This window comes from Psychrobacter sp. H8-1, from assembly GCF_904846575.1.
Lineage (GTDB): Bacteria > Pseudomonadota > Gammaproteobacteria > Pseudomonadales > Moraxellaceae > Psychrobacter > Psychrobacter fulvigenes.
In genome coordinates this window covers 952255-973982 of record NZ_CAJHBG010000001.1, presented here as the reverse complement: position 1 = coordinate 973982, position 21728 = coordinate 952255, and the positions used below count along the sequence as shown (strand labels likewise).

At 44.5% G+C, this 21728-nt stretch carries 18 protein-coding genes; 6 read left to right on the top strand and 12 right to left on the bottom strand.

Translation table 11 applies throughout. The features are described from left to right. Nucleotides 1-36: 36 nt before the first annotated feature. The 5 genes from sixA to JMY01_RS04070 all read right to left on the bottom strand — a co-directional run bounded on the left by sixA (nucleotide 37) and on the right by JMY01_RS04070 (nucleotide 4779). A complete protein-coding gene (gene sixA, locus JMY01_RS04090) occupies nucleotides 37-495 on the bottom strand; it encodes a phosphohistidine phosphatase SixA (RefSeq protein WP_201574338.1) in 459 nt (152 codons plus the stop codon). A gap of 21 nt (nucleotides 496-516) precedes the next feature. Next, nucleotides 517-1890, bottom strand: coding sequence for an NAD(P)H-dependent glycerol-3-phosphate dehydrogenase (locus JMY01_RS04085; protein ID WP_201574337.1), 1374 nt, complete (start codon nucleotides 1888-1890; stop codon nucleotides 517-519). Between the two features lie 144 nt (nucleotides 1891-2034). After that, nucleotides 2035-2712 (bottom strand): nitroreductase, encoded by a 678-nt coding sequence (locus tag JMY01_RS04080; protein WP_374220357.1) that lies wholly within the window; start codon nucleotides 2710-2712, stop codon nucleotides 2035-2037. Between the two features lie 87 nt (nucleotides 2713-2799). Then, nucleotides 2800-3903: a cell division protein ZapE gene (gene zapE, locus JMY01_RS04075; protein ID WP_201574335.1), complete on the bottom strand. Its 1104-nt coding sequence runs from the start codon at nucleotides 3901-3903 to the stop codon at nucleotides 2800-2802. A gap of 222 nt (nucleotides 3904-4125) precedes the next feature. Continuing rightward, entirely contained in the window at nucleotides 4126-4779 is a 654-nt protein-coding gene (locus tag JMY01_RS04070) for an alpha/beta hydrolase (RefSeq protein WP_201574334.1), read from the bottom strand. Nucleotides 4780-5314: 535 nt separating this feature from the next. On the opposite strand from JMY01_RS04070, the gene JMY01_RS04065 reads away from it, so the two are divergent. From JMY01_RS04065 to xseB, 3 genes are all read left to right on the top strand, one after another. After that, entirely contained in the window at nucleotides 5315-5683 is a 369-nt protein-coding gene (locus tag JMY01_RS04065) for a hypothetical protein (RefSeq protein ID WP_201574333.1), read from the top strand. A 245-nt stretch (nucleotides 5684-5928) separates the two neighbouring features. Further along, nucleotides 5929-7359 (top strand): exodeoxyribonuclease VII large subunit, encoded by a 1431-nt coding sequence (gene xseA, locus JMY01_RS04060; protein WP_307781392.1) that lies wholly within the window; start codon nucleotides 5929-5931, stop codon nucleotides 7357-7359. A 181-nt stretch (nucleotides 7360-7540) separates the two neighbouring features. After that, on the top strand, nucleotides 7541-7786 hold the full coding sequence (gene xseB, locus JMY01_RS04055; protein ID WP_201574332.1) for an exodeoxyribonuclease VII small subunit: 246 nt from the start codon (nucleotides 7541-7543) through the stop codon (nucleotides 7784-7786). Between the two features lie 9 nt (nucleotides 7787-7795). Here xseB and pncB read toward each other — a convergent pair whose 3' ends face one another. From pncB to JMY01_RS04030, 5 genes are all read right to left on the bottom strand, one after another. Beyond that, nucleotides 7796-9022, bottom strand: coding sequence for a nicotinate phosphoribosyltransferase (gene pncB / locus JMY01_RS04050; RefSeq protein WP_201574331.1), 1227 nt, complete (start codon nucleotides 9020-9022; stop codon nucleotides 7796-7798). 396 nt (nucleotides 9023-9418) lie between these two features. Continuing rightward, nucleotides 9419-11299 (bottom strand): bifunctional peptide-methionine (S)-S-oxide reductase MsrA/peptide-methionine (R)-S-oxide reductase MsrB, encoded by a 1881-nt coding sequence (gene msrAB / locus JMY01_RS04045; RefSeq protein WP_227677656.1) that lies wholly within the window; start codon nucleotides 11297-11299, stop codon nucleotides 9419-9421. Between the two features lie 460 nt (nucleotides 11300-11759). Then, on the bottom strand, nucleotides 11760-12644 hold the full coding sequence (locus JMY01_RS04040; RefSeq protein WP_201574330.1) for an ATP-binding cassette domain-containing protein: 885 nt from the start codon (nucleotides 12642-12644) through the stop codon (nucleotides 11760-11762). Nucleotides 12645-12668: 24 nt separating this feature from the next. Then, a complete protein-coding gene (locus JMY01_RS04035) occupies nucleotides 12669-14612 on the bottom strand; it encodes a glycine betaine ABC transporter substrate-binding protein (RefSeq protein WP_201574329.1) in 1944 nt (647 codons plus the stop codon). A 341-nt stretch (nucleotides 14613-14953) separates the two neighbouring features. Then, nucleotides 14954-16402, bottom strand: a complete 1449-nt coding sequence (locus JMY01_RS04030) for a coniferyl aldehyde dehydrogenase (protein WP_201574328.1) — start codon at nucleotides 16400-16402, stop codon at nucleotides 14954-14956. Nucleotides 16403-16781: 379 nt separating this feature from the next. On the opposite strand from JMY01_RS04030, the gene lipB reads away from it, so the two are divergent. The 3 genes from lipB (at nucleotide 16782) to JMY01_RS04015 (ending at nucleotide 19008) form a co-directional block, all read left to right on the top strand. After that, nucleotides 16782-17720: a lipoyl(octanoyl) transferase LipB gene (gene lipB / locus JMY01_RS04025; RefSeq protein ID WP_227677972.1), complete on the top strand. Its 939-nt coding sequence runs from the start codon at nucleotides 16782-16784 to the stop codon at nucleotides 17718-17720. Nucleotides 17721-17865: 145 nt separating this feature from the next. Beyond that, nucleotides 17866-18396, top strand: coding sequence for an inorganic diphosphatase (locus tag JMY01_RS04020; RefSeq protein WP_201574326.1), 531 nt, complete (start codon nucleotides 17866-17868; stop codon nucleotides 18394-18396). A gap of 144 nt (nucleotides 18397-18540) precedes the next feature. Further along, nucleotides 18541-19008: a hypothetical protein gene (locus JMY01_RS04015; protein ID WP_201574325.1), complete on the top strand. Its 468-nt coding sequence runs from the start codon at nucleotides 18541-18543 to the stop codon at nucleotides 19006-19008. Between the two features lie 409 nt (nucleotides 19009-19417). Here JMY01_RS04015 and JMY01_RS04010 read toward each other — a convergent pair whose 3' ends face one another. Beyond that, the gene (locus tag JMY01_RS04010) at nucleotides 19418-20305 is read right to left on the bottom strand and encodes an SDR family NAD(P)-dependent oxidoreductase (protein ID WP_201574324.1); all 888 of its coding nucleotides are present in this window, start codon (nucleotides 20303-20305) and stop codon (nucleotides 19418-19420) included. A gap of 338 nt (nucleotides 20306-20643) precedes the next feature. Then, nucleotides 20644-21681: a tRNA dihydrouridine synthase DusB gene (dusB, locus tag JMY01_RS04005; protein ID WP_201574323.1), complete on the bottom strand. Its 1038-nt coding sequence runs from the start codon at nucleotides 21679-21681 to the stop codon at nucleotides 20644-20646. Between the last annotated feature and the right edge of the window lie 47 nt (nucleotides 21682-21728).

Below are 21728 nucleotides of genomic sequence, written 5' to 3'. Positions count from 1 at the left end.
CTCAAACAACTGCTTAAATCAATTCAGCAAAGAGAATCAATACGGCTGCTGCGGCACAAAGCGATCGATTTCAGTGGCCATGCCAGGCATCACAAATTCCATCTCAAACACCCGCGCCTCAGCCAAGGCAAATGACTCAGGGCTGTCACCCGTCAGCAAACTGGCAAGATAGGCGATAATAGACATATGACAAACCACCACCAAGCATTCTGCCTCGACATGACCAAGTTCAAGCAATGCCGTACGCGCATCATCAGACGGCGTGATATTGTCCTGCACAGTGACTGGTACTACAGGCGCGCGCGACTGCAGCTCAGCTAGCGTTTGCTGAGCTCTATCGTAAGGACTGACCACGAAGTGATCTGGCGTATAACGTTCAACAATATACTCTGCCGTTTGCGTGGCTTGCTGCTGTCCATAATCTGTTAATTGGCGCGTGCTGTCTGAACGACTCATGTCTTCGGCTTGTCCATGACGCATCAATATTATCTTCATAATCTTCCTTGATTTAAGCTGTTATTCTTTGCCTTTGGCTACGTTGTCATCTTCTGGATTAGCAGTTGACGCCTGCATTTGCGCAGTCAGCGCAGCGTTACTATGATCATGTGGCATCACAAACTCCACATCACTACGGAAACCTGCCTCCATCAAATGTAGGGCAACGCCTAATGCTGCTTTGTCTTCATAAATAACGGCATATAAAGCGTGGGTGATAGGCATATAGATGCCTTCTTTGGTAGCCTTTTCGTGCACCTGCTGAATGGTATTGACACCTTCGGCTGTCTGTCCAAGCTTTTTGACGGCAGCATCGATCGTCATGCCACGGCCAAGCATGTTCCCAATGCGGTAGTTACGACTAAGCTCTGAGCTACAAGTAGCGTATAGATCACCAACCCCAGATAAGCCCAAGAACGTGAGCGGATTGGCGCCAGTCTCAACCCCAAATCGGCTCATCTCAGCCAAAGCACGTGTCAATAGCATGGCTTTGGTGTTTTCGCCCACATCATATGCTGCAGCCATACCCATCGCAATCGCATAAATATTTTTCAGCGCACCGCCAAGCTCCACACCTTTTACATCATCACTGGCAAACACACGAAAAAAAGCACTATGTAGAGCCGCTTGTACCGCATGACGTAATGGTTCTGATTCACTCGCAATGACCGTCGCTGACGGCATGTTTTTCATAATCTCGATTGCAAGGTTCGGTCCTGACATGACACCAAAGTTAACTTCTGGTAACTCATCTTTAATGATGTCGCTCATCAAGGCAAAGGTATCTTTTTCCATCCCTTTGGTCAGAGAGACAATCGACTGACCCGTAATAAAGGGTGCAATATTTCTCAGAGTTTCACGAAAGGCCAGGCTCGGTACAGCAAGAAAAATAATGTCTTTATCTTTGACCGTCGCTTGTAGGTCATGACTGTACTTAAGGCGATCATCAAGCTTGTAGCCTGGCAGATACTTTTTATTAGTCTGAGTCTTTGCCATGGCTTTAACGGTACGCTTATTGCGTACCCAAAGCGTGGCATCACACCCATTACGAGCGGCTAAGTTTGCCATCGCGGTACCGAAGCTGCCACCACCTAGAAAAGCCAGACGCAGCTTGGTTGGATTATCACGTATTTGCTGCATGTTTTTTTCGACATCTGCTTCAACGACACTAGGATCTAACTTTCTACGTCCGAGACCTGACTTGGTAGCGCGATCAATAATACCCGCCAACAGTCCACTGGGCTTTTCCGCATTGTCTGTATCTGACTTGCTATCTGTTTCAGCATCCACTTGCTCCGCAGGCTTTTTATTCAGCGACTTTTTATCCAGAGACTCTTTATTAGTAGGGTTATCAGTAGTGTCATTAGCAGTGTTGTCTGTATTAGCACTTGTCATATCTAGGTATCCGTGTTGTTCGGCTTATTTTATTCATGCAGCTTATACTGTCTACATAAAAAGGTATAGCATTATGTGGCGCCCTAAGCTTGATTTGTTACTGCTTTGGTCACTTGTGACGGCTTTGATTAGCTAGCGTTATTTCTAAGACTCAAAGCGTAGTAACGGCTCAAGATTAATGGGCTTACGTGTTGGCATATCACAATGAGTAGAGCCAGTATAAACAAAAGCACTGACATAATCATCTTCACCAATATCAAAATAAGCTTTGACTGCGGGCTCATTACAGAGCAGTCCAGTACGCCATACTGTGCTAAATCCTTGCGCTTTTAAGGCAAGAATTAGGTTTTGCACGGCAGCGCCGGTACTAAGCAATTGCTCAAAATGCGGTACTTTCTCATGCGCTTGCATTTGGGTGGTGACAGTAATGATAACAGGCGCTCGCAGAGGCATGTTGTAAGTCTTCTGCTGATCTTCCTCAGACAACACCACCCCTTCTCTAGCCGCCTTTGCTTCTGCCGCTGCCAAAAGCGCACGACCTAGCTCATGACGGGCGTTGCCTTGAGTAACGATAAAGCGCCATGGTTGCAGCTTTTTATGATCAGGGGCGGTGACGGCACAATCTACGGCCGCTGCAATCTGCTCAGATGTCGGTGCGGGGATGGTTAAATTACCAATACTACGTCTTGATTTGATCCAATTAATCAGCTGTTCATCTGTTACTTGTGAGTTAGTAGCGACGACGTTTTCCGCCTCACTCTCTCTATTGCCTTTACCCAAGTCAGTGTCTACATCCGTAGCTGAGCCCGTTTGTTCAGACATACTCATGATTTCTCCTTAGTCATTTTTTATTATCTATTATGTATTATGTATTATTGACTATAATCGTTTGCTTGAAACCATCATCCATTATGCGACTTCAACCTCAACACGGTGTTCCATTTTTAGATAGTCTTCTGATTGCATCTCAAGCAGTCGCGAGCGTGTACGCTCAATCTCAAACGCCAGTTTTTCTCCTTGATACAATTCAAGAATCGGTTGCTCTGCTCGCACCAATAATTTGACACGGCGATCATAAAACTCATCAACCAGATAAATGAAGCGACGAGTAGGATCTCGCAATTCATCACTTAATGCGGGTACTGAGTTGATCAATACCGTACTGAATTGCTTGGCTATCTCGATAAAGTCCGCAGCTGAGCGTGGCTCCATGCACAAATGCCGGAAATCGCAAAATAGAATGTCTTCAGTACGGGCGTTCACTTTTATTTCACGGCCATTAATAGTGATGGGCTCGTTACTGATTTTTTGATTATTGGACAAGCTCGCAAAACGGTTGGCCAGCCAATGATGATTGGCTTTGGTCAAGGGTGACTCATATAACTCCGCTTGCTGCAATACACGCAAACGATAGTCAATACCTGAGTCAATATTCATCACCGTGGTATGCTGCTCAACTTCAGCAATAGCAGGCAGGAAACGGTCACGATGCAGGCCATCTTTGTATAGTCCCGATGGCTCAATGTTTGAAGTCGCGACCAAAGTCACACCACGATTGAACAACATGGTAAACAGATCCCCTAAGATCATGGCATCAGAGACGTTGGAGACAAAAAACTCATCAAAGCAGATAACTACTGCTTCTGCATAAATAATATCAGCAACTTTTTCTAAGGGGTCACTTTGGCCTTGTAGCTTATTTAGCTCTTGGTGCACACGCTGCATGAAATGATGAAAATGCTGACGCATCTTACGATCAATGGTCAACGAATCATAAAACATATCCATCATCCATGTCTTACCACGGCCAACTCCGCCCCACATGTACAAACCTTTTGGCGCGGTGGGCTTAGATTTTAAAAAGCTAAAAAAGCCCTTCTTTTGCTCTGCGCTATTGTTGAGCTGATGATATAACTCATCAAGATAGCTCATGGCCTGATATTGCTGTTCATCTCGAGTAAACTCATCAGTGCTGATGGCTTGCTCGTAACGCTGCAACGGAGATAAACTCATAATGCGACTCATCATTAAATAAATAGTATAGAAATGTGTTTGTACCGTCAGCCGTCACTCACTGTCAGCTTTTATCCCAGTATTGACACTGATAAGATAACAACAGCTGAATTGTTAGACTGGCACATCATAATCCACTGTGCACGGTAAAACACGGCTAAATTTAAGCCTTACTTATGAATAGAAGTACTTATTAATCAAAATACTCCTTAATCAAGACCATTATTCATCAAAACTGTGCTGCTCTAGTAGTTTTTTTAGTTCAGACAGGCGCCCGTGAAAGAAGTGCCCTGCACCCTCTACCACACTGACAGCTATCCCTAAGCGTTCGGCAAAAGCCTGCATACTGTCAGGATCAATCACCTCATCCGCGTTGCCATATATCTCAAAGGTTTTATCAGCCGGTAAGCTTAGGTCACTGCTGTCATTTTTTTCGACGGATGGCGCAATAAGGGCAATCTTAGCAATTTCAAAATCACTCAAACCCCATACATGCGGCGCTATCATGACTTGCTCAGCGACGCGCGCAGTGACGTAACCGCCAAAGGAAAAGCCACCCAACCACAGTTTGCGCGCATTGGTTTGCCCTGCAATCCATTGTAACACGGTCATTGCATCTACGACTTCACCATCAGCATAATCATGCTCACCCGTTGACTGTCCGACTCCGCGAAAGTTAAAACGTACCACGTGCATGCCATTATCACGGGCAAAGCGATACATGGTCGTGACCACTTTATTATTCATCGTGCCTTCAAACAGCGGATTAGGATGACATAATAGCGCCACCGTATCAGTGTTCGGATCGTTAGGATTGTCTTGTTGCCATAGCGCATCCACTTCAAGCACGCCAGCAGGAGCAGGAATTAATTGCATATAGTTACTTATTAATTGAGGGTGAAAGTTAAGAATGAATCTCTCAATTATCCTAGATATGGTTTATATTTCAAGTCATTTGCTGTGTACTGACGAGGTATATGGCTTTTTTGCCTGAACCCATGCTATGGAGTAGCAAAATACGATTGCTAGAAGTTGCTACGTACCATTGCTTAACATAGTAGCTATAGTCGATACACTCTGAAAAGAGTATAGCGCTATTGGAATGAGTTTTACGCAGCCTCTGGGGACGCAGCACGCAAGTAAAACTTATCCCAGTAGCGCTTTTCAATCTATATAACAGTTTTACTTTCAGCTAACTATAGCACTCTGCTCGTCTTTGGCTTTTCTTCGTTCATGGTTACTCAGCGCAAACTTGGCGGGTAATATAAGCGCAATACCACACACAATAACTGCCTAGACACTTAAGACTCTAATAGGTTAGATTCATACTACTGTTTGTTAACGGGTATCTGATAGGATGCCTGTGTCATTTATATTTAAGATGCTTAACTTTTAATTTGAGGAATACTTTATGATCAGTTTTAATAAAACCGCAACCTTAACGGCTACTTTAGCTGCAGCCCTCGCTTTGAGCGCTTGCCAAAGCACGCCTTCATCTCCCGTTATCCAGCGCGCCAACTCTATTTATGAGACAACAGGCATCGCAGATACCAAAATAAAAGCTCAGAAAAATGCGATAGACAGTGCGCAAAAAACCTGCCGTGGCAAACAAGTGATTATCGTCGATGACAAAGTCACCTATAACGGTGTCTTAGATGAGCGTACGGGTCGCATGGTCGGACAAGCTGGTGCGGTGATCGGTTCCATCTTTGGTACTGGTACACCAGACTTGTCGCGTAATGATGATTATGAGTATAAAATCAACTTCCGTTGCCAATAACGCCAGTAAGCCCATGTAATAAAACGATTGCTATTTAGCATTTAGCCAATAAGTCTGCGAAAATAATAATATATGAATCGCAGGCTTATTGGCTACTCTTTTTGTGTGCGCGCTTTTGCGGTAAACTACCCTATCGAATGCCTAGCATACCCCACTCTCAACTATTCTAAAGTTATTAGTGTAGGCTGTGGCTTTAGCCCAGCATTTTGCTTCTATAAAGTTTCAATCCTCTTTGGTCTCCTATTATGCGCAAACCCAATCTCTCAAACCTCAAACAAGCTAAAGTCTTAGCGCCTGCCAAAGATTTGGCGACTTTAGAGGCCGAACTTGCTGAGCAAGAAAACAGTCTTGAGGGCAATTTAGAAGACACCGTCTTGCGCCTCAGTGATTATTTATCAGCGGTTGAGATGGTCATCAAGCAAACCTTTAATCACCGTGTATGGGTAAAGGCAGAGATTCGCAACCTGTCTAGCAAAGGCGGACACTATTACTTTGAGCTGGCAGAAAAAGACGATGACGGTAAAGTCATTGCCAGCTGCCGTGGTAACCTCTGGCGCTTTAAAGCCGCGCGCGTCTTAGCCAAGTTTGAGCGCGCAACGGGCATGGCGCTTGAGCGTGATTTAACAGTACTGCTAAAAGTATCAGCAGGTTTTCATGCGCAATATGGTTTTTCAATCACCATTGAAGATATCGACCCTAGCTATACGCTAGGAGACTTGGCGCGGCAATATGCCGAAATGGTTGACCGCTTGACGGGTGAAGGGCTCTTACATCTCAATCAGCAGCTACCGACTCCATTTGATATCGAGCATGTGCTGGTCATCGCCCCTGAAAAAGCCGCAGGGTTAGGAGACTTTCAAGCCGATGCCGATCGCTTAGCCAGTACAGGTGCTTGTCATTTCCATTATCATAACGCTACCTTTCAAGGCAATCATGCGCCAGGCGAGATTCGTCAAGCAATCGTCAGCGCTCAGCAGCAGTTTTATGATACTTATCAGCACTTGCCTGATTTATTAGTGATTATTCGCGGTGGTGGTGCGGTAGGTGATTTGGCTTATCTCAATGATTATGAACTCGCCGCCCTAGTCGCTGAGCAGCCCATTCCTGTGTGGGTCGGCATTGGTCATGAGCGCGACAAAGTCATCTTAGATGAAGTGGCGCATACCAGCTTTGATACCCCATCAAAAGTCATCGCTGCCATCAGTAGCCATTTAGCCCAGCTGGTCACTCAGACGCTGCAGTACCAAGTGCAAATCAAACAAGCCGCCCAGCGCCAACTGAATATGGCGGAGCAACAGACATCTCGGCAATTGAGCCAAATACAGTCGCAAACGATTGGGAAATTGACCGCGCTGCAAAAAGACAGTGATTATGCGTGGCGTAGTATTCAGCAAAGTGCCCAGCGCCAAGTAAAGCAAGCCGCAAGATTAACCAGCGAGCTGCGCGCGCAGACTCAAGCCTCTGCTTATCAGCAATTGACAATAGCTGCTACTGTTAGTAAAGACTATCAAGCAAGCATTATGCAAACTGCCCAGCATCAGTTAATACAAGCGCAGCGCGACAGTGAACATCTGCGTGATATCGTACTATTGCATCGACCGTCTCGCGTACTCAAGCAAGGCTATACCATGCTGACTGACGCAAAAGACAAACAAATACTGACGAGTAGTACCTAGCTCTATCCCGAGCAGACCATTCACATCGTCTTAAAGGACGGCAAGGCAAAAGCGCAGATTATCGATGTGGTGGCCAAGTAGTCATAGTCTATTTACTATAAGATATACAGCGCTGCTGGGATAAATATAACTATTTACCCACCTTTTTTATTAACCTTACATTTGACCATTAGGAAATCTTATGACAACCCCTACTCGCCGACGCAAAAAAGCCGCCCCAAAAACCTTTAAGGCAGCTTACGATATTCTAAAAACCAATGCTGCTGAATTACAGCAACAAGACGAGCCTGATATTGATAATCTGATGACAACCGTTGAAGAGTCTATTGTGGCTTATCGCGTTTGCGAAACCCGCATCAATGCGGTACAACAAGCGCTAGATGCTGCCTTTTCTAAAGAAGAAAAAACAGAGGATAGCGATGGTTAACGAGCCTCGTTACTCCGGCTCATCAACCTCAAAGACTTGGCGTAAATAGGCAAGATACGTATCATTATTGATCATGGTCTTGCCTGGGCTGTCAGACAACTTAGCGACTGGCTGGCCGTTGCACTCGACTAACTTGAGGACAATATTAATCGGCATTATGCCCATATCATTGGTAAGGTTGGTACCGATGCCAAAGCTGGTTTTTATCTGATCTTTAAAGTACTGGTGCAGCTCCCAAGCCTTCTCAAGATCCAAACCATCGCTAAAGGTCAATATCTTAGTCTTAGGATCTATCTTTAGTTTTTTATAGTGGGCAATCGCTTTGTCACCCCAGATATAAGGGTCACCGCTGTCATGACGTAGGCCATCAAAAAGCTTGGCAAAATACAAATCAAAATCGCGTAAGAACGCATCCATCCCGACGACATCGGTCAGCGCAATACCCAAATCGCCACGATATTCATGTACCCAAGCTTCAAGGGCGGCTTTTTGCGAGTCGCGCAAACGCACATCTAATGCCTGAAACGCCTGCATAAACTCATGTGCCATCGTCCCTATCGGCGTCATTCCTAACTCTTTTGCCAGATAAACGTTAGAAGTACCGCTGACAATATTTGGCTGTGCTTTATTTAAAGTCTCTACGACATGTGCTTGCCAGCGCTTACTAAAGCGGCGGCGCGTACCAAAATCAGCGACGATAAAAGGCGGCGTATCCTGACTATATTGGCTTTGCTCCTCTGCATAGTGATTCAATAATGCTACTTTTGCATCGAGCCTGCGCTGCCCTTCTTCAATGACACTGGGATCAGATAAGGCATTGAAATATAGCTCATTAACAATCGCTAGCACAAATATCTCAAAGAACATCGCCTGAATCATAGGCCCTTCGATGTCGATACATAAGCGACCTTTACCATCGGTACTGACAGTGATAAAACGGCGCTTGAGCTTAAACAGCTCCAAATAGTCGACAAAATCTGAGCGCAAAAAACGCAAGCCGCGCAAATATTCCAGCTCATCTTCTGAAAAACGCAGCTCACATAAGCTGTCTAGCTGCTGCTCTAACGACTCTTTGATGTCAGCCAGTGGATAGGCCGTGTCTTTATTATTACGGCAACGAAAACGATAGACACCATGCGTCTGCGGAAACTGATGCAGCATGGCTTGTAACATCGTAAATTTATACAAGTCGTTATCAAGTAACGAGGTAATAATAGGTGCGTGGGTAACGGTCATGTTACAGCCTTAAACAAACACAAAAGTAAGAGGTCAGCTTCTATGAATAAACGAAGCGATACAATAAAAATTATGACAATTAAATAATGATAATACTTCTATCAAAGGATAAGTATAACGAAGTTTAGTAAAACTTTCAGAGTTCATACCAAACCAAAAAAATACGATTAAATTTATCAAATATATTATAAAAAAGACGCTAAGAGTGCTCTTACCGCCTTTTGATAGATTATGTTTATATCCAAAATATAGTTAAGACACTTTAAAAGTGATACATTGCTGCTGGGATAAATTTTACGCAGCCTCTGGAGTGACAAGGTCGCACAGCAAGCAAGAAAAATTTATACCAACAGCACATGGCAAAAACGTGTCAGCTTTATTCAGGATCAACTATAGTTAGGATTTAATCAATTTCACCAAGGGTGCATAACCTGACTGCGGCATCACATCGACTGGGATAAATTGCAGCGCGCCACCATTGATACAATAACGCAAACCGCCACGGTCTTTTGGACCATCAGGGAATACATGACCCAGATGCGAGTCTGCTACCCGTGAGCGAATCTCCGTGCGTACCATGTTAAAGGCTTTGTCTTCATGCTGAGTAATCACCTGCATGTCGATGGGCTTGGTAAAGCTTGGCCAGCCGCAGCCAGATTGGTACTTATCAGTAGATAAAAATAGCGGCTCACCGCTCACCACATCGACATAAATACCTGGCGCAAATAAATCATCATACTCATGACTGAATGCTCGCTCAGTACCAGCGTCTTGCGTGATATTGTATTGCGCTTTAGTCAGTGTATTCTTAAGCGCATCTTTATCAAATCCAGCATAACGCTTGGAATCTAAAGTTTCAGCTATAGTATTGGCGGGGGCAAACTTAACACGGTTAGTACTCTCTATCTTATCATCAGCTAGGCTTAAATCAACGTGGCAATAACCATTGGGGTTTTTGGCCAAATAATCTTGATGATACATCTCAGCCAAGTAAAAATTGTCTAATGGCTCATTTTCAACCACGACTTTTTGCTCGTATTGACTTTGTACACGCTTGAGGGCGGCATCAATGACGGCTTTGTCTTCTTTATCGGTGTAATACACACCTGAACGATACTGTACACCGCGATCGTTGCCTTGCTTGTTAAGACTGGTTGGATCTATCACGCGGAAATAGTATTTGAGAATGGTATCAAGGTCAGTCTTATCCGCATCATAAGTGACTTTCACCGCTTCAGCATGCCCTGAACCGCGAATGACCTGCTCATAGCTTGGGTTGGCAGTATCGCCATTGGCATAGCCTGATACCGCATCTACGACGCCATCGACGCGCTCCATATAAGCTTCTACGCCCCAGAAACATCCACCCGCCAGATAAATTGAGCGCGTGTTAATCGCCTTGCCTTGGTCATTATAATAAACACCATCTTTCTGCTTAATGGTTTCGATTTTGCTGTTGTTATCCAGTGCTTGTGCGTTTGCAGGCTTGGCGCTACCCGCTTTTAGCTCAGCAAAGTCATTTTTGCCATTGTCCGCCAGTGCATAAGCCTGCTCTGTCGATATATTGCCTTTAACCAAATGCACTAAGTTGCCGTTTTTATCGAGTATCGCCCAGCTTGGATAGACCTGCACGCCAAGCTTATTGATCAGCTCACCTGAGGCGTCCATCAACACAGGTAATTTTGGATAATCTGCTTGAATGCCAGCATACCAAGTACTGAAGTCGCCATCGGCTTTTTCATTCAGGTGGCCGGGACTGGCAACAGTGACCACATTTAAGTCTACAAACCTAGGATCTGTACGCCACTCTTCAGTCTCTTCAAGGGTGCCGAGACATAATGGGCACCAACTTGCCCAAAACTTAATCAAGGTAGGTTTGTTGGGATCGATAACGGCAGCACCGGTGTCACCCAAGCCTTTGGTCAGCTGCGGTAACGCCTGCATTTGCCCAAGCATATCGGATGGCAACATATCGCGTGAGCTCGTCACTCCACTGTTTTGCTTGGCTGATTTAGCATTGCTACCCTTGTTATCCGCACTACTCATTTGGCCACAAGCGACTAATAGCCCTGCGCTTAATAATGTCATCATACCAAATGTACTGGCATTTTTTAGCCAACGTGATGACTGAGAGCTCGAGGATTTTAAGTTATTTTGCTTTGAGTGTAAGCGACTTTGGTTTAAGCTTTTTTTCATATTGTCATTTTCACTGTTGTCATTTTTACTGCTGTCACTGCGATCGTCATGGTCGCTGTTACGAATGTTTTTATGTGGCATAACCTGTCCTTTTACTGGCACTGCTTTCACGGGCAATTGGTTCAAAGCCTTGGATAGGCGTTGATTTAATATACATTGTTTTAATCTAAGTTAGAAAAATGCGCGTTCAGGATTTGATGAATATAGTTTGATAAATATGGTTTGCTAGAGATCGCTAGAATTTTGTATAAGTTTAAATTTATTAGCCTAACGTATGAAGTTTTTGCTTTGCTATCGAGGGCGCAAATAAGACGCAGACCAAAGGCAGATCAAAGAAAGGAATTAACAGAATTTATCGCTATAATGCTAGGCAATATATGGATACTACGACCATAACCGTGCAAATACAATGAGTTATTATTAACAGCGGCCAATTATGATTGAGATTTTGTTAATAGTTGTGTACATACAGATACATTGCCGCTTCTGGTCAGTGATAAATAAGAAACTACATGAATAAGTACGCTTAAAAACACACTATTTAGGATTTAGCACTCATAAACTGTGCAACATAATCATCTGCTGGGTTTTGTCGCAAATCATTGGCCGTGCCGGTTTGTACTAAGCGCCCACCATTCAAAATACTGATACGCTGACCGACTTTTACCGCCTCATCAATATCATGGGTGATAAAGACGATGGTTTTCTGTAGCCGTGCTTGTAGCTCAAGCAGTTGATCTTGCAGCTGCGCACGAATAAGCGGATCAAGCGCAGAGAAAGCCTCATCCATCAGCAAGATTGGACTGTCCATTGCCAGCGCACGTGCCAGCCCGACACGCTGCTGCATACCACCTGACAGCTCATCAGGATAGCTGTGCTCTAGGTTGGGTAGCCCGACTTCGTTGAGCCAGTACCGAGCAACCTCATGGCGCTCGCTAATGCTCATCTTACGTACACGCAGCCCATAAGCGACATTTTGTATGACCGTCATGTGTGGCACTAAGCCAAAATGCTGAAAAACCATGCTGACGGTTTGCTGCCGATAATGTTGCAACTCCTTATCATTCAGCTCTAAGATATTGATAGCCAAGCTTGATTTGGTAGTCTCTGTAGACCAATCATCCTCTGTCATCGCAGTTTGCGCATTGATACTGGTATCCACCCATATCTTGCCACTGGTTGGATCAATTAAGCGATTGATATGGCGTATCAGGGTTGATTTCCCAGAGCCTGACAACCCCATAATGCAATGTATCTCACCCGCTTTGATATTTAGATTGATATCGTATAGCCCAACTGAATAGCCAGTTTGCTCTTTCACCTTAATACTATCCATGCCCTCAGCCAATAATGCCAACGCCGACTGTGCTTGCGAGCTATTGGCATTATAAATCTTACTGATGTTTTCTAGTTGAATATGATTCATTATTGCTCTCATTTTTATTGTTATTTAACCAATCGGGCGTTTGCCTGCGTCAATCGTCTTTTGACGTGCGCGCTTACCTTGACCAAAGGCTTGCGTGATACGGTCAATGATAATAGCGACAATGACGATAGCAGTACCTGCTTGCAAGCCTTGACCGATATTGAGTGTTTGGATAGATTGCAAGACATCCTCGCCAAGACCAGGCGCACCAATCATAGAAGCCAGTACTACCATGGCAAGCGACATCATCACCGCTTGATTAATCCCTGCCATGATACTGGGCAGCGCTTGCGGTAATTTGATCCAGATGAGCAGCTGCAAATGCGTACTACCGAACGAGCGCCCTGCCTCGATCATTTCATGATTGACTTGGGTAATACCCAAGGTCGTCAGACGAATGAGTGGCGGCAGTGCATAAATAATAGTCGCAAAGAGCGCAGGCACTTTACCAATACCAAATAGCATCAGCACTGGTATGAGATAAACAAAGCTTGGCATCGTCTGCATGACATCTAGTATAGGGGTCACAATTTTACGCAGGATTTTACTACCTGACATGGCAATGCCAATCGGAATACCAATCACCACCGTGACTAATACGGATACTATTAGCAGCGCAGTGGTATCAATCAACGCGCCCCACAGTCCAAATGCACCGATGAGAAATAACCCTGCCCCGCATGCCAGCGCAAACCATATTTTACGCACACCAAACCATGCCAATACCGTCACCAGCGCAATGATTAGCCAAGGTGGAATGATGGTTAATAAACGCTCAATGGGCAGTAATAAATAGGTCAAAGTGACATTGCTGATACCACGGAAAACACCGCCGTAGTTTTGGACGACGCTTGCTAAAGTATTATTAAGCGGGGTCTCAAGCGACCATGAAGGGAATCCTGATGTTAAGCCAAATCGATTATCACTGGTTGCACTGTTACTAATGACACCATTATTAGCAACAGCAGCACCTGTTAGGCTAATACCTAGCTTAGCAGCAAGACTCGTGGCCGCTTCATCGGATATCCACTGTTGCCAAACGTTGGGGTTATCACGCAAAAACGCTAACGCTTGCTCATCGCCACTACGTTTACTCTCACTCATCTCTAAGATGGCGCCATTGAGCTCATCGGAGGTGAATTGAACCTTTTTAAAGACCTCTGCCAGCTCGGGATTAGACTCAATAAATGGTGTCGATACGGCGATACCTAAAGGCGATACAGGAAATCCAGAGACGCAGTCGGCTGTACCATCAGCAAGTAGCAAGTCTTGCCAACAGGCGTCGTCATAAGCAGGGAACTCTAAGGGTGCAAAGTCATACTTTGCCATCAAGCCCGTAGGCTGCCAGTAATAGAATAATAGCGGTTTGTGCTGCTCAAACGCGGAGGCAATCTCGGCATCGAGTGCAGCGCCCGTTCCGGGATGGGCGTTATTGAAAATACTGTCCAAACCAGTATTTTTAAGCAAACGAGTATTAAAAATCTCACACGTCCAACCAGACGGACAGTTCATAAAACGTGACTTATTAGGGTCTTCAGGGTCTTTAAATAGCTCAGCATACTTGGGCAAATCTTGATAACTGCGTAGACCTGGGTTTTCTTCTAGTACATATTTAGGAACATACCAACCTTGAGTTGCGCCGCCCTTGAGAGTATCACCGATGACCGCCACTTTATTCTGTGCAATGGCTTGCTCCATGATTGGCGAGCGTCCAACCCACTGCTCCCCAATAACCTGAATGTCATTTTGTGATAATGCCGTTTCAAGTGCAGGACCAGCTCCTGGCACCTCTTCAATCGTACAGTCGTAGCCATCTTCAGCGATGTACTTGAGCACCCCAGAGATAAACTGACCGCTCTCCCATGTCAGTGCGCCAAATTTGATGGGTGATTCACAGGCTGCTGATGCCGACACCGGCAGTAACAACGCACTCATACATAATAAACTTAACGCAATCCATTGGCGCATGGGATATCCTATTTTTTATTTTATAGTCATACTAAAAAAGCAACCGTCTGTATCATTACTATTGTTTAGCCTTATTTGGCAGTGTAGTGATTTATAATACTGATGACAAATACTTATTCAAAAAATAAAAACAAGATATAGTCGATTCAATGTTAAAATGTTACCGTGCTGCTGGGATGAATTTTGCGCAGCCTCTGTATAAGCAGCACGCAAGGAAAATTTATACCAGTAGCACGTTGAAAGATTCATACCTTTTTTATTTTGAACTGACTATAATAAAAAAATAGCGCCTATATCAATAGACGCTATTTACATAATCGTGCTCATCAGTTGCTAAACACTTACTTCAAAAACAGTGCCATGGCTTTTCTAAACAAATCACCATAAGGCGGCAACAACAGATTCATGCCATTAAGCTTGGCTTGTACAAAAACAGGCTTCATATGACTTAAACGCTCAAATCCAGCTTTGCCATGATAAGCACCGATACCAGAGTCCCCAACCCCGCCAAACGGCAGATCATGCTGTGCCACATGCAGAATAACCTCATTGACACAAACGCCGCCTGAGACGGTTTGTGTACGCACCTGATATATCTCATTGTCATCATTACCAAACACATAAAGCGCCAGCGGACGAGGACGCTCGTTCACAAACTGAATCGCATCATCAAGGGTATCATAATGTATCAATGGCAAGATTGGCGCAAAAATCTCATTTTGCATCAGCTGACTTGTCACCGCAGGTTCAGAGACAATGACAGGCGGCATCAAACGTGTTTCAGAATTGGCATCGACACCTGTCAAATTGTGCACGCTATCGGCGGGCAACTCGTCCAAGTAGCCTTGTACGCGGTTGAACTGTGCAGCATTGATAATATATGAATAGTCTTCATTGTTTTCGATATTGGGATAGTGCTTTTGTAGCCACTCAATCGCTAGACTAATAAAATGTTGATGATGCTCACGCTGAATCAATACATAGTCAGGCGCGATACAGGTTTGACCCGCATTGAGGGTTTTGCCCATCATTACGCGATTGACCACACTTTCTAGATTGACGTCTTTGGTAACAATCACGGGTGACTTGCCGCCCAGCTCAAGCGTTACAGGCGTCAAGTTCTCAGCCGCTGCCGCCATGACGATTCTGCCTACTTCAGTTGAGCCAGTATACAGCAGATGGTCAAATGGTAGCTTGCTAAAGGCTTCTGCGATATCGACTTCACCAAGCACCACACATACCATGTCTGACGAAAAATAATGATCCACAACTTTGGCAAATGTTTCGGCAAACTTAGGCGCTGCCTCACTCATTTTTATCATGACGCGATTGCCTGCTGTTAATGCATCAATCATCGGTCCTACTGCCAAATACAGCGGATAGTTCCACGGCACCATGATACCCACAACGCCCAATGGCTGTGGTTGAATCTCATTGTGCGCAGGTCTATACATCGCAGAGATAGAGGCTCGGCGCGTTTTCATCCAAGATTTACCGTACTTCTTAGCATGGCTAATACCAGTAAAGCTTGGAAATAGCTCGGCAAACTGAGTCTCTGACTCACTACGATGTCCAAAATCCGCACTGATCGCATGCGCCAGATTTTCTCGATTATCGCTCAATAGCATCTCAAGATCGTCCAGTAGCCTTTCACGAATTGCCCAATCGTTTATCGGATTAGAACGACTTAGCGCGTGCAAGCGTGAAAACTGCTTCTGTAGCTGCTCAACTGTAGTAATGATACTCTGCGACTTTACAGCAGCGCTTGTGGTCTTATCATTGTCAGTCATCTTCTTTCCTTGTTATATACGTTGGAGTCAGTACCTTATATCGGGTCAAAAACTCTCTATTTCTAGTCAAGCGTTTACTCCTACAGCGACGCCCAGCCGTAAACACTCATGAGATTCCATTCATTGTCGTTTAATGTAGCGTAATGCTTGCTGAATGAAAAGCACGTTTCACGTACTAAGGCGTATTATTTGTGTTTATGGCTATTACCTTATTTTCTCATGCTGCCATTTACCTTGGGTGACAATATTAAAAACTGCTAAACTTGGTACTGATAAACTTGATATGATTGTCAGTATTATTAATAGGCGCACCCATCACGTATCTCAGTTATAAAATCTGCCTATAAACCATAAGAAGCCAACTTTCATGCAAAACTCGATGCCAAAAAACATATCAGAACCTTTAGCGCATATAGCGTCAGAAGCGCTGCATCACATAACCGATACCTTGGTCAGCCAGTCTCTAACAGCTGCCGACTACAATCCCACTCATGATGCAATGCTACAGCGGACGCTAGAACGCATCCGCCTAAAAAAAGAACAAGGGCTACGGACGCCTGATGAGTTATGGATAGTCGATCACAACGACGTGTATACGCTTGGGCAAGCAGGTAAGGAAGAGCATATCTTGCAGCATACTGACACGCCCATCATCAAAACCGATCGCGGCGGACAGGTAACTTGGCACGGTCACGGACAACTGGTTATATACTGGCTGTTTGATTTAAACAGCCTTGGTTGGAGCGTGCGTAACTTGGTCTCACATGCCGAACAAGCGATCGAAGACGTGGCCAATGACTGCTTAAACAATCGCTCCCTATCAGATAATACTCATATCAGTGCCCATGCTCGCCGTGATGCACCAGGGGTTTATTTATATGCTGATAGCTTGAGCAATACTGATGACCATCATCAAAGCGATCGTCAAATGAATAATCAAAATAACGAAAAACAAAACGATAATGCATCTAACCTGCCCGCTGACGATGCCATTATGCTTGGTAAAATCGCATCGCTGGGCTTCAAGATTAAACATGGTTTTAGCTATCATGGTATCGCGATCAACTTAGACTGTGACCTATCCGCATTCAATGCCATCAACCCTTGCGGCTATGCTGGCATGCAAATGCTACGCTTAGCAGACTTCGTCGCAATGGATAGCAACCAAAATAATACCGTCCATCAGCAAGCTGGCTCTACATTCAGCTATCAGCAGGTGACGCAAAAGCTGATTGATAATATCGCTCAGCGCCATGCAGGGCTAATCGAGCTGCGCCCAGTCACCCCGACTAAACAGCAATATAGCCATTTGCCTTAATTGGTTTTAATGGTGGTTTTTGCATAGCCTTGTGCCTGTTTAGACTTAAGCAGAACGAGAAAAAATTATTCAAACTTGCTATACTCGCAAACCGAAGCAACCCCGCAAACTTGTAAAAATTCATTTAAATAAATAGGAGTTCTTAATGGCAGACTTTAATAAAATCTTAGACGCAGGCGATGTCGACGGCGGCATCATCAACGTAGTCGTAGAAATCCCAACGGGTAGCAGCCACAAGATTGAGTGGAATCGCGAGTTGGCCGTATTTGAGCTTGACCGTATTGATCCACAAATCTTTGCCAAGCCTTGTAACTATGGTTTCATTCCACAAACACTTGACGAAGACGGTGATGAGCTTGACGCTTTGATTTTGACTGAGCAGCCATTAACCACTGGCATCTTCTTAAAAGCCAAAGTAATCGGTGTGATGAAATTCGTTGATGATGGCGAAGTGGATGACAAAATCGTCGTCGTACCAGCGGATGATCGCAACAATGGTAACGCTTACAACAGCTTAGCAGACCTACCTGAGCAAATCATCAAGCAGTTAGAGTTCCACTTCAACCACTATAAAGACCTGAAAAAAGCAGGCACCACTGTGGTCGAATCATGGGGTGATGTGAGCGAGGCCAAAGAAGTCATCAAAGAGTCTATCCAACGTTGGAAAGACCTATAAGCGATAAGTAATGGCTTTGACTAAGCATTAAGCAGACTTAAAATACCGCTCTCTCATCGATGATAGCGGTATTTTTTTGTGCAAAGCTTATACAAAAAAAGTTGCTATAATATAGGGCATATAGCCAAGACCTTAAGGATAACCATGTTTAACTCTGACCCAAGCCTAAAAACTAAAAATCCAAAGTTACCCAAAGCGGTGATGATGATGGTCGAAAAGAACAATCTGGTCATGGCGATTAAGACTTTAGCCGAAGAGGAAAACATCAGTATGGATGCAGCGAAAGCCCGTATTGATGCTTATGAACATAGCCTAAAAGTCAAACAACAGCAGAAGCTAACGACTATCGCCAACAAGCAAGGCATCCCTAACGAAGCGCTCAGCTTTGACAGAGAGCCAGAAGTGAGAGAAGACACTGGTATCTTGATTAAAAACAAGGTCAAAACCACTAAGTCTGAACAAGGCTTTAAAAGCCTGCAAAGTGGCGTCGAGAGTAAACTGGGTGACATTGGTTATAAAAAACCACTCGTCCCCTACTGGCTCAAGCGGGTGTCTGTCATTACTATCGTAATGATAGGGATGTTTTGGATATTGTGGCGGGTTTTTGGATAATATTTTGGGGTGGCGCTAAAAAAATAGAAGGCTGGCTGTCTTTTTTTCTGGTAGGTTGGTTTTCTCTAGACTGGAATTCTGAGCAAATAAAATTTTATGTCTTAATTATACAATGTGTCTTCACGCTAGTATTCTTATATGGACTATTTAACAGAGACTTTAGAGAAGAGTATCTGTTTTATTACTTTAATTAACCTCCAAATTTTTATCACCAACTTTGGTTGGTCTTAAATGGATTAAATGCTTCTGTGACCCATGCCGTCAAATTCTTACAAACAAACTTGGGATATTTAAATCATACCGCTTAACGATAATGCCCATTCTTACCACAACAGACATTATGACAAACAAAAAAGGATACCACAGTATCCTTTTTTGTTTGCCATCAAAGCTAATAAATAACCCTATTCTAGTGATGCTCACCAGGAAGGATTTTTGCAAAGGCACGCTGAGCAAGGTTTGGTTTGGCATCTGCCGTTTGCGCCGCTGACGAATTTGGGAAGAGACGATAGCCGATAGACTGAATGCCCACATTGATCGCTGGTGCTAAGGAGTAAGTGGCTGAAGCAAACTTGCCCATATGACTGGCAATACTGTTTGGTTTTTTGACGATAGCCTCTGCCACCATCATTGCCGCCTCATCAGGCATGAGTGCTGGCATATAACGATACAGCTTAGTGGGTGCAATCATCGGCGTGCGCACCAACGGCATGAAGATGTTGGTAACCGTGATGTTATGACCTTTTACTTCTGCCGCCAAACAGCGGCTAAAAGCATCTAACGCCGCTTTTGATGCCACATAAGCTGAGAAGCGCGGACTGTTTGCCAATACGCCAATCGATGAGATATTGACGATTTGACCAGATTTGCGCCCTATCATTACTGGCAAAAAGCCAAGAATGGTTTTGACGGCACCAAAGTAGTTGATATCCATGGTACGTTCAAAATCATGGAAGCGGTCAAAAGACTCGTGAACTGAACGGCGAATGGAGCGACCAGCATTGTTTACCAATACATCAACATGGTCAAAGTCTGCTAAAACCTGCTTAGTTGTGTTTTCGATATCATCCATATTGGTCAAGTCACATACATAATAACTGGCCTGTCCACCAAGCGTTTGAATCGCTTCTTGAACTCTTTTTAGCTTCTCTTCAGTACGCGCCAGCAAGATGACATGAGCACCGCATTCACTGAGTAAAAACGCTGTACGTTCACCAATACCGCTTGAAGCGCCAGTAATAATGATATTTTTGCCTTTAACCTTTCTTTTGATGGTTTTTTTTGAGAGCTTGGCCATAAAACGTCCTTGTAATATTTATACTGTTGATGATACTGCCATTCATACTCAAGCATTGACATCGACACTTCGTTTCAATGCTCTTTTTGTAGCATAGCAAAATTATACTGTCTTGAGTTAACAATGTTAACGTATATTTTTTGTAATATGATGATTATTGACCAGTCGCATAAACCTGACAAGTCTACTGATTCTCATTGACTATCAGAATTTATTAACCATGCGGGAGACAGCGCTTTTGGCGCGTTATATCAGTCTAACTGCCAGATCTGTTGAATTTGTCAGCGTGCTGATTGTGTTCTTTAGGCTGTTTTATGCATTTTTGAAATAGAGAACCCTTATTCATGAGCGTGCAAAAACGCTTCCACCACACGGAATTGTCCAGCGGTGCTCTCCTCGCCATACATCGCTTGGCGAAAAGCGTTGGAGTTTGGGATACCAGTGGTGTACCAAGCGATATGCTTGCGCGCGATACGGCAGCCAGAATACTCACCGTAGAAGCCATATAGCTCTTGTAAATGCGCCAGCACAATCTCTTTTATTTCGCCAACGCTAGGTGCATCAAGGTTTTCTCCCGTTCGCAAAAAGTGCCCGATATCACGAAACAGCCAAGGTTGCCCTTGGGCGGCACGTCCAATCATTACAGCATCACAGCCCGTCAGCTCATAGACTCGCTGCGCCTTTTGCGCACTATCGATATCGCCATTGGCTATCACTGGAATGCTGATGCTTTCTTTAACTTCACGTATCAGTTCATAACGTGCCTCGCCTGTATACATATCTTCACGCGTGCGCCCATGAATGGCAATGGCAGCAATGCCTGCTTGCTCAGCCCGTTTCGCCACTCGCAGGATATTCTCGCGGCCATTCTCAAAGCCCAATCGTGTCTTTAATGTTACGGGTGCGTCAACAGCACTCACAGCTGCATCAAGTAGTCTTGCGACCAACTCTTCATCTTGCAGCAGCGCAGAACCTGCCAACTTACGGCAAACCTTTTTTGCAGGACAGCCCATATTGATATCGATAATCTGTGCACCATTATCAATCTGATAGCGCGCCGCTTCAGCGAGTTTATCTGGCTCTGCCCCTGCTATCTGCGCAGAGATAGGCGCAATCTCATTATCGAAATTTGCACGATACAGCGACTTTTTACGCGCATAGAGCGCAGTATCGGCAATAATCATCTCGCTGACTGCGTGACCTGCACCAAAGGATTTGCATAGTCTGCGAAAAGGATTGTCCGTCACCCCTGCCATCGGCGCGACCATCAGACGGTTTTCGATCGTCAACCCACCGATGGTCAACGGTTGTAACAGTGGATGGTCATCAGTAGTGTTGACTGACGCTTGATAAGACACTGGATTATTTATAGGCATAAAAAACGGCTTGATTCATGATGAAAACAAGCCGTTATTCTAAGGGT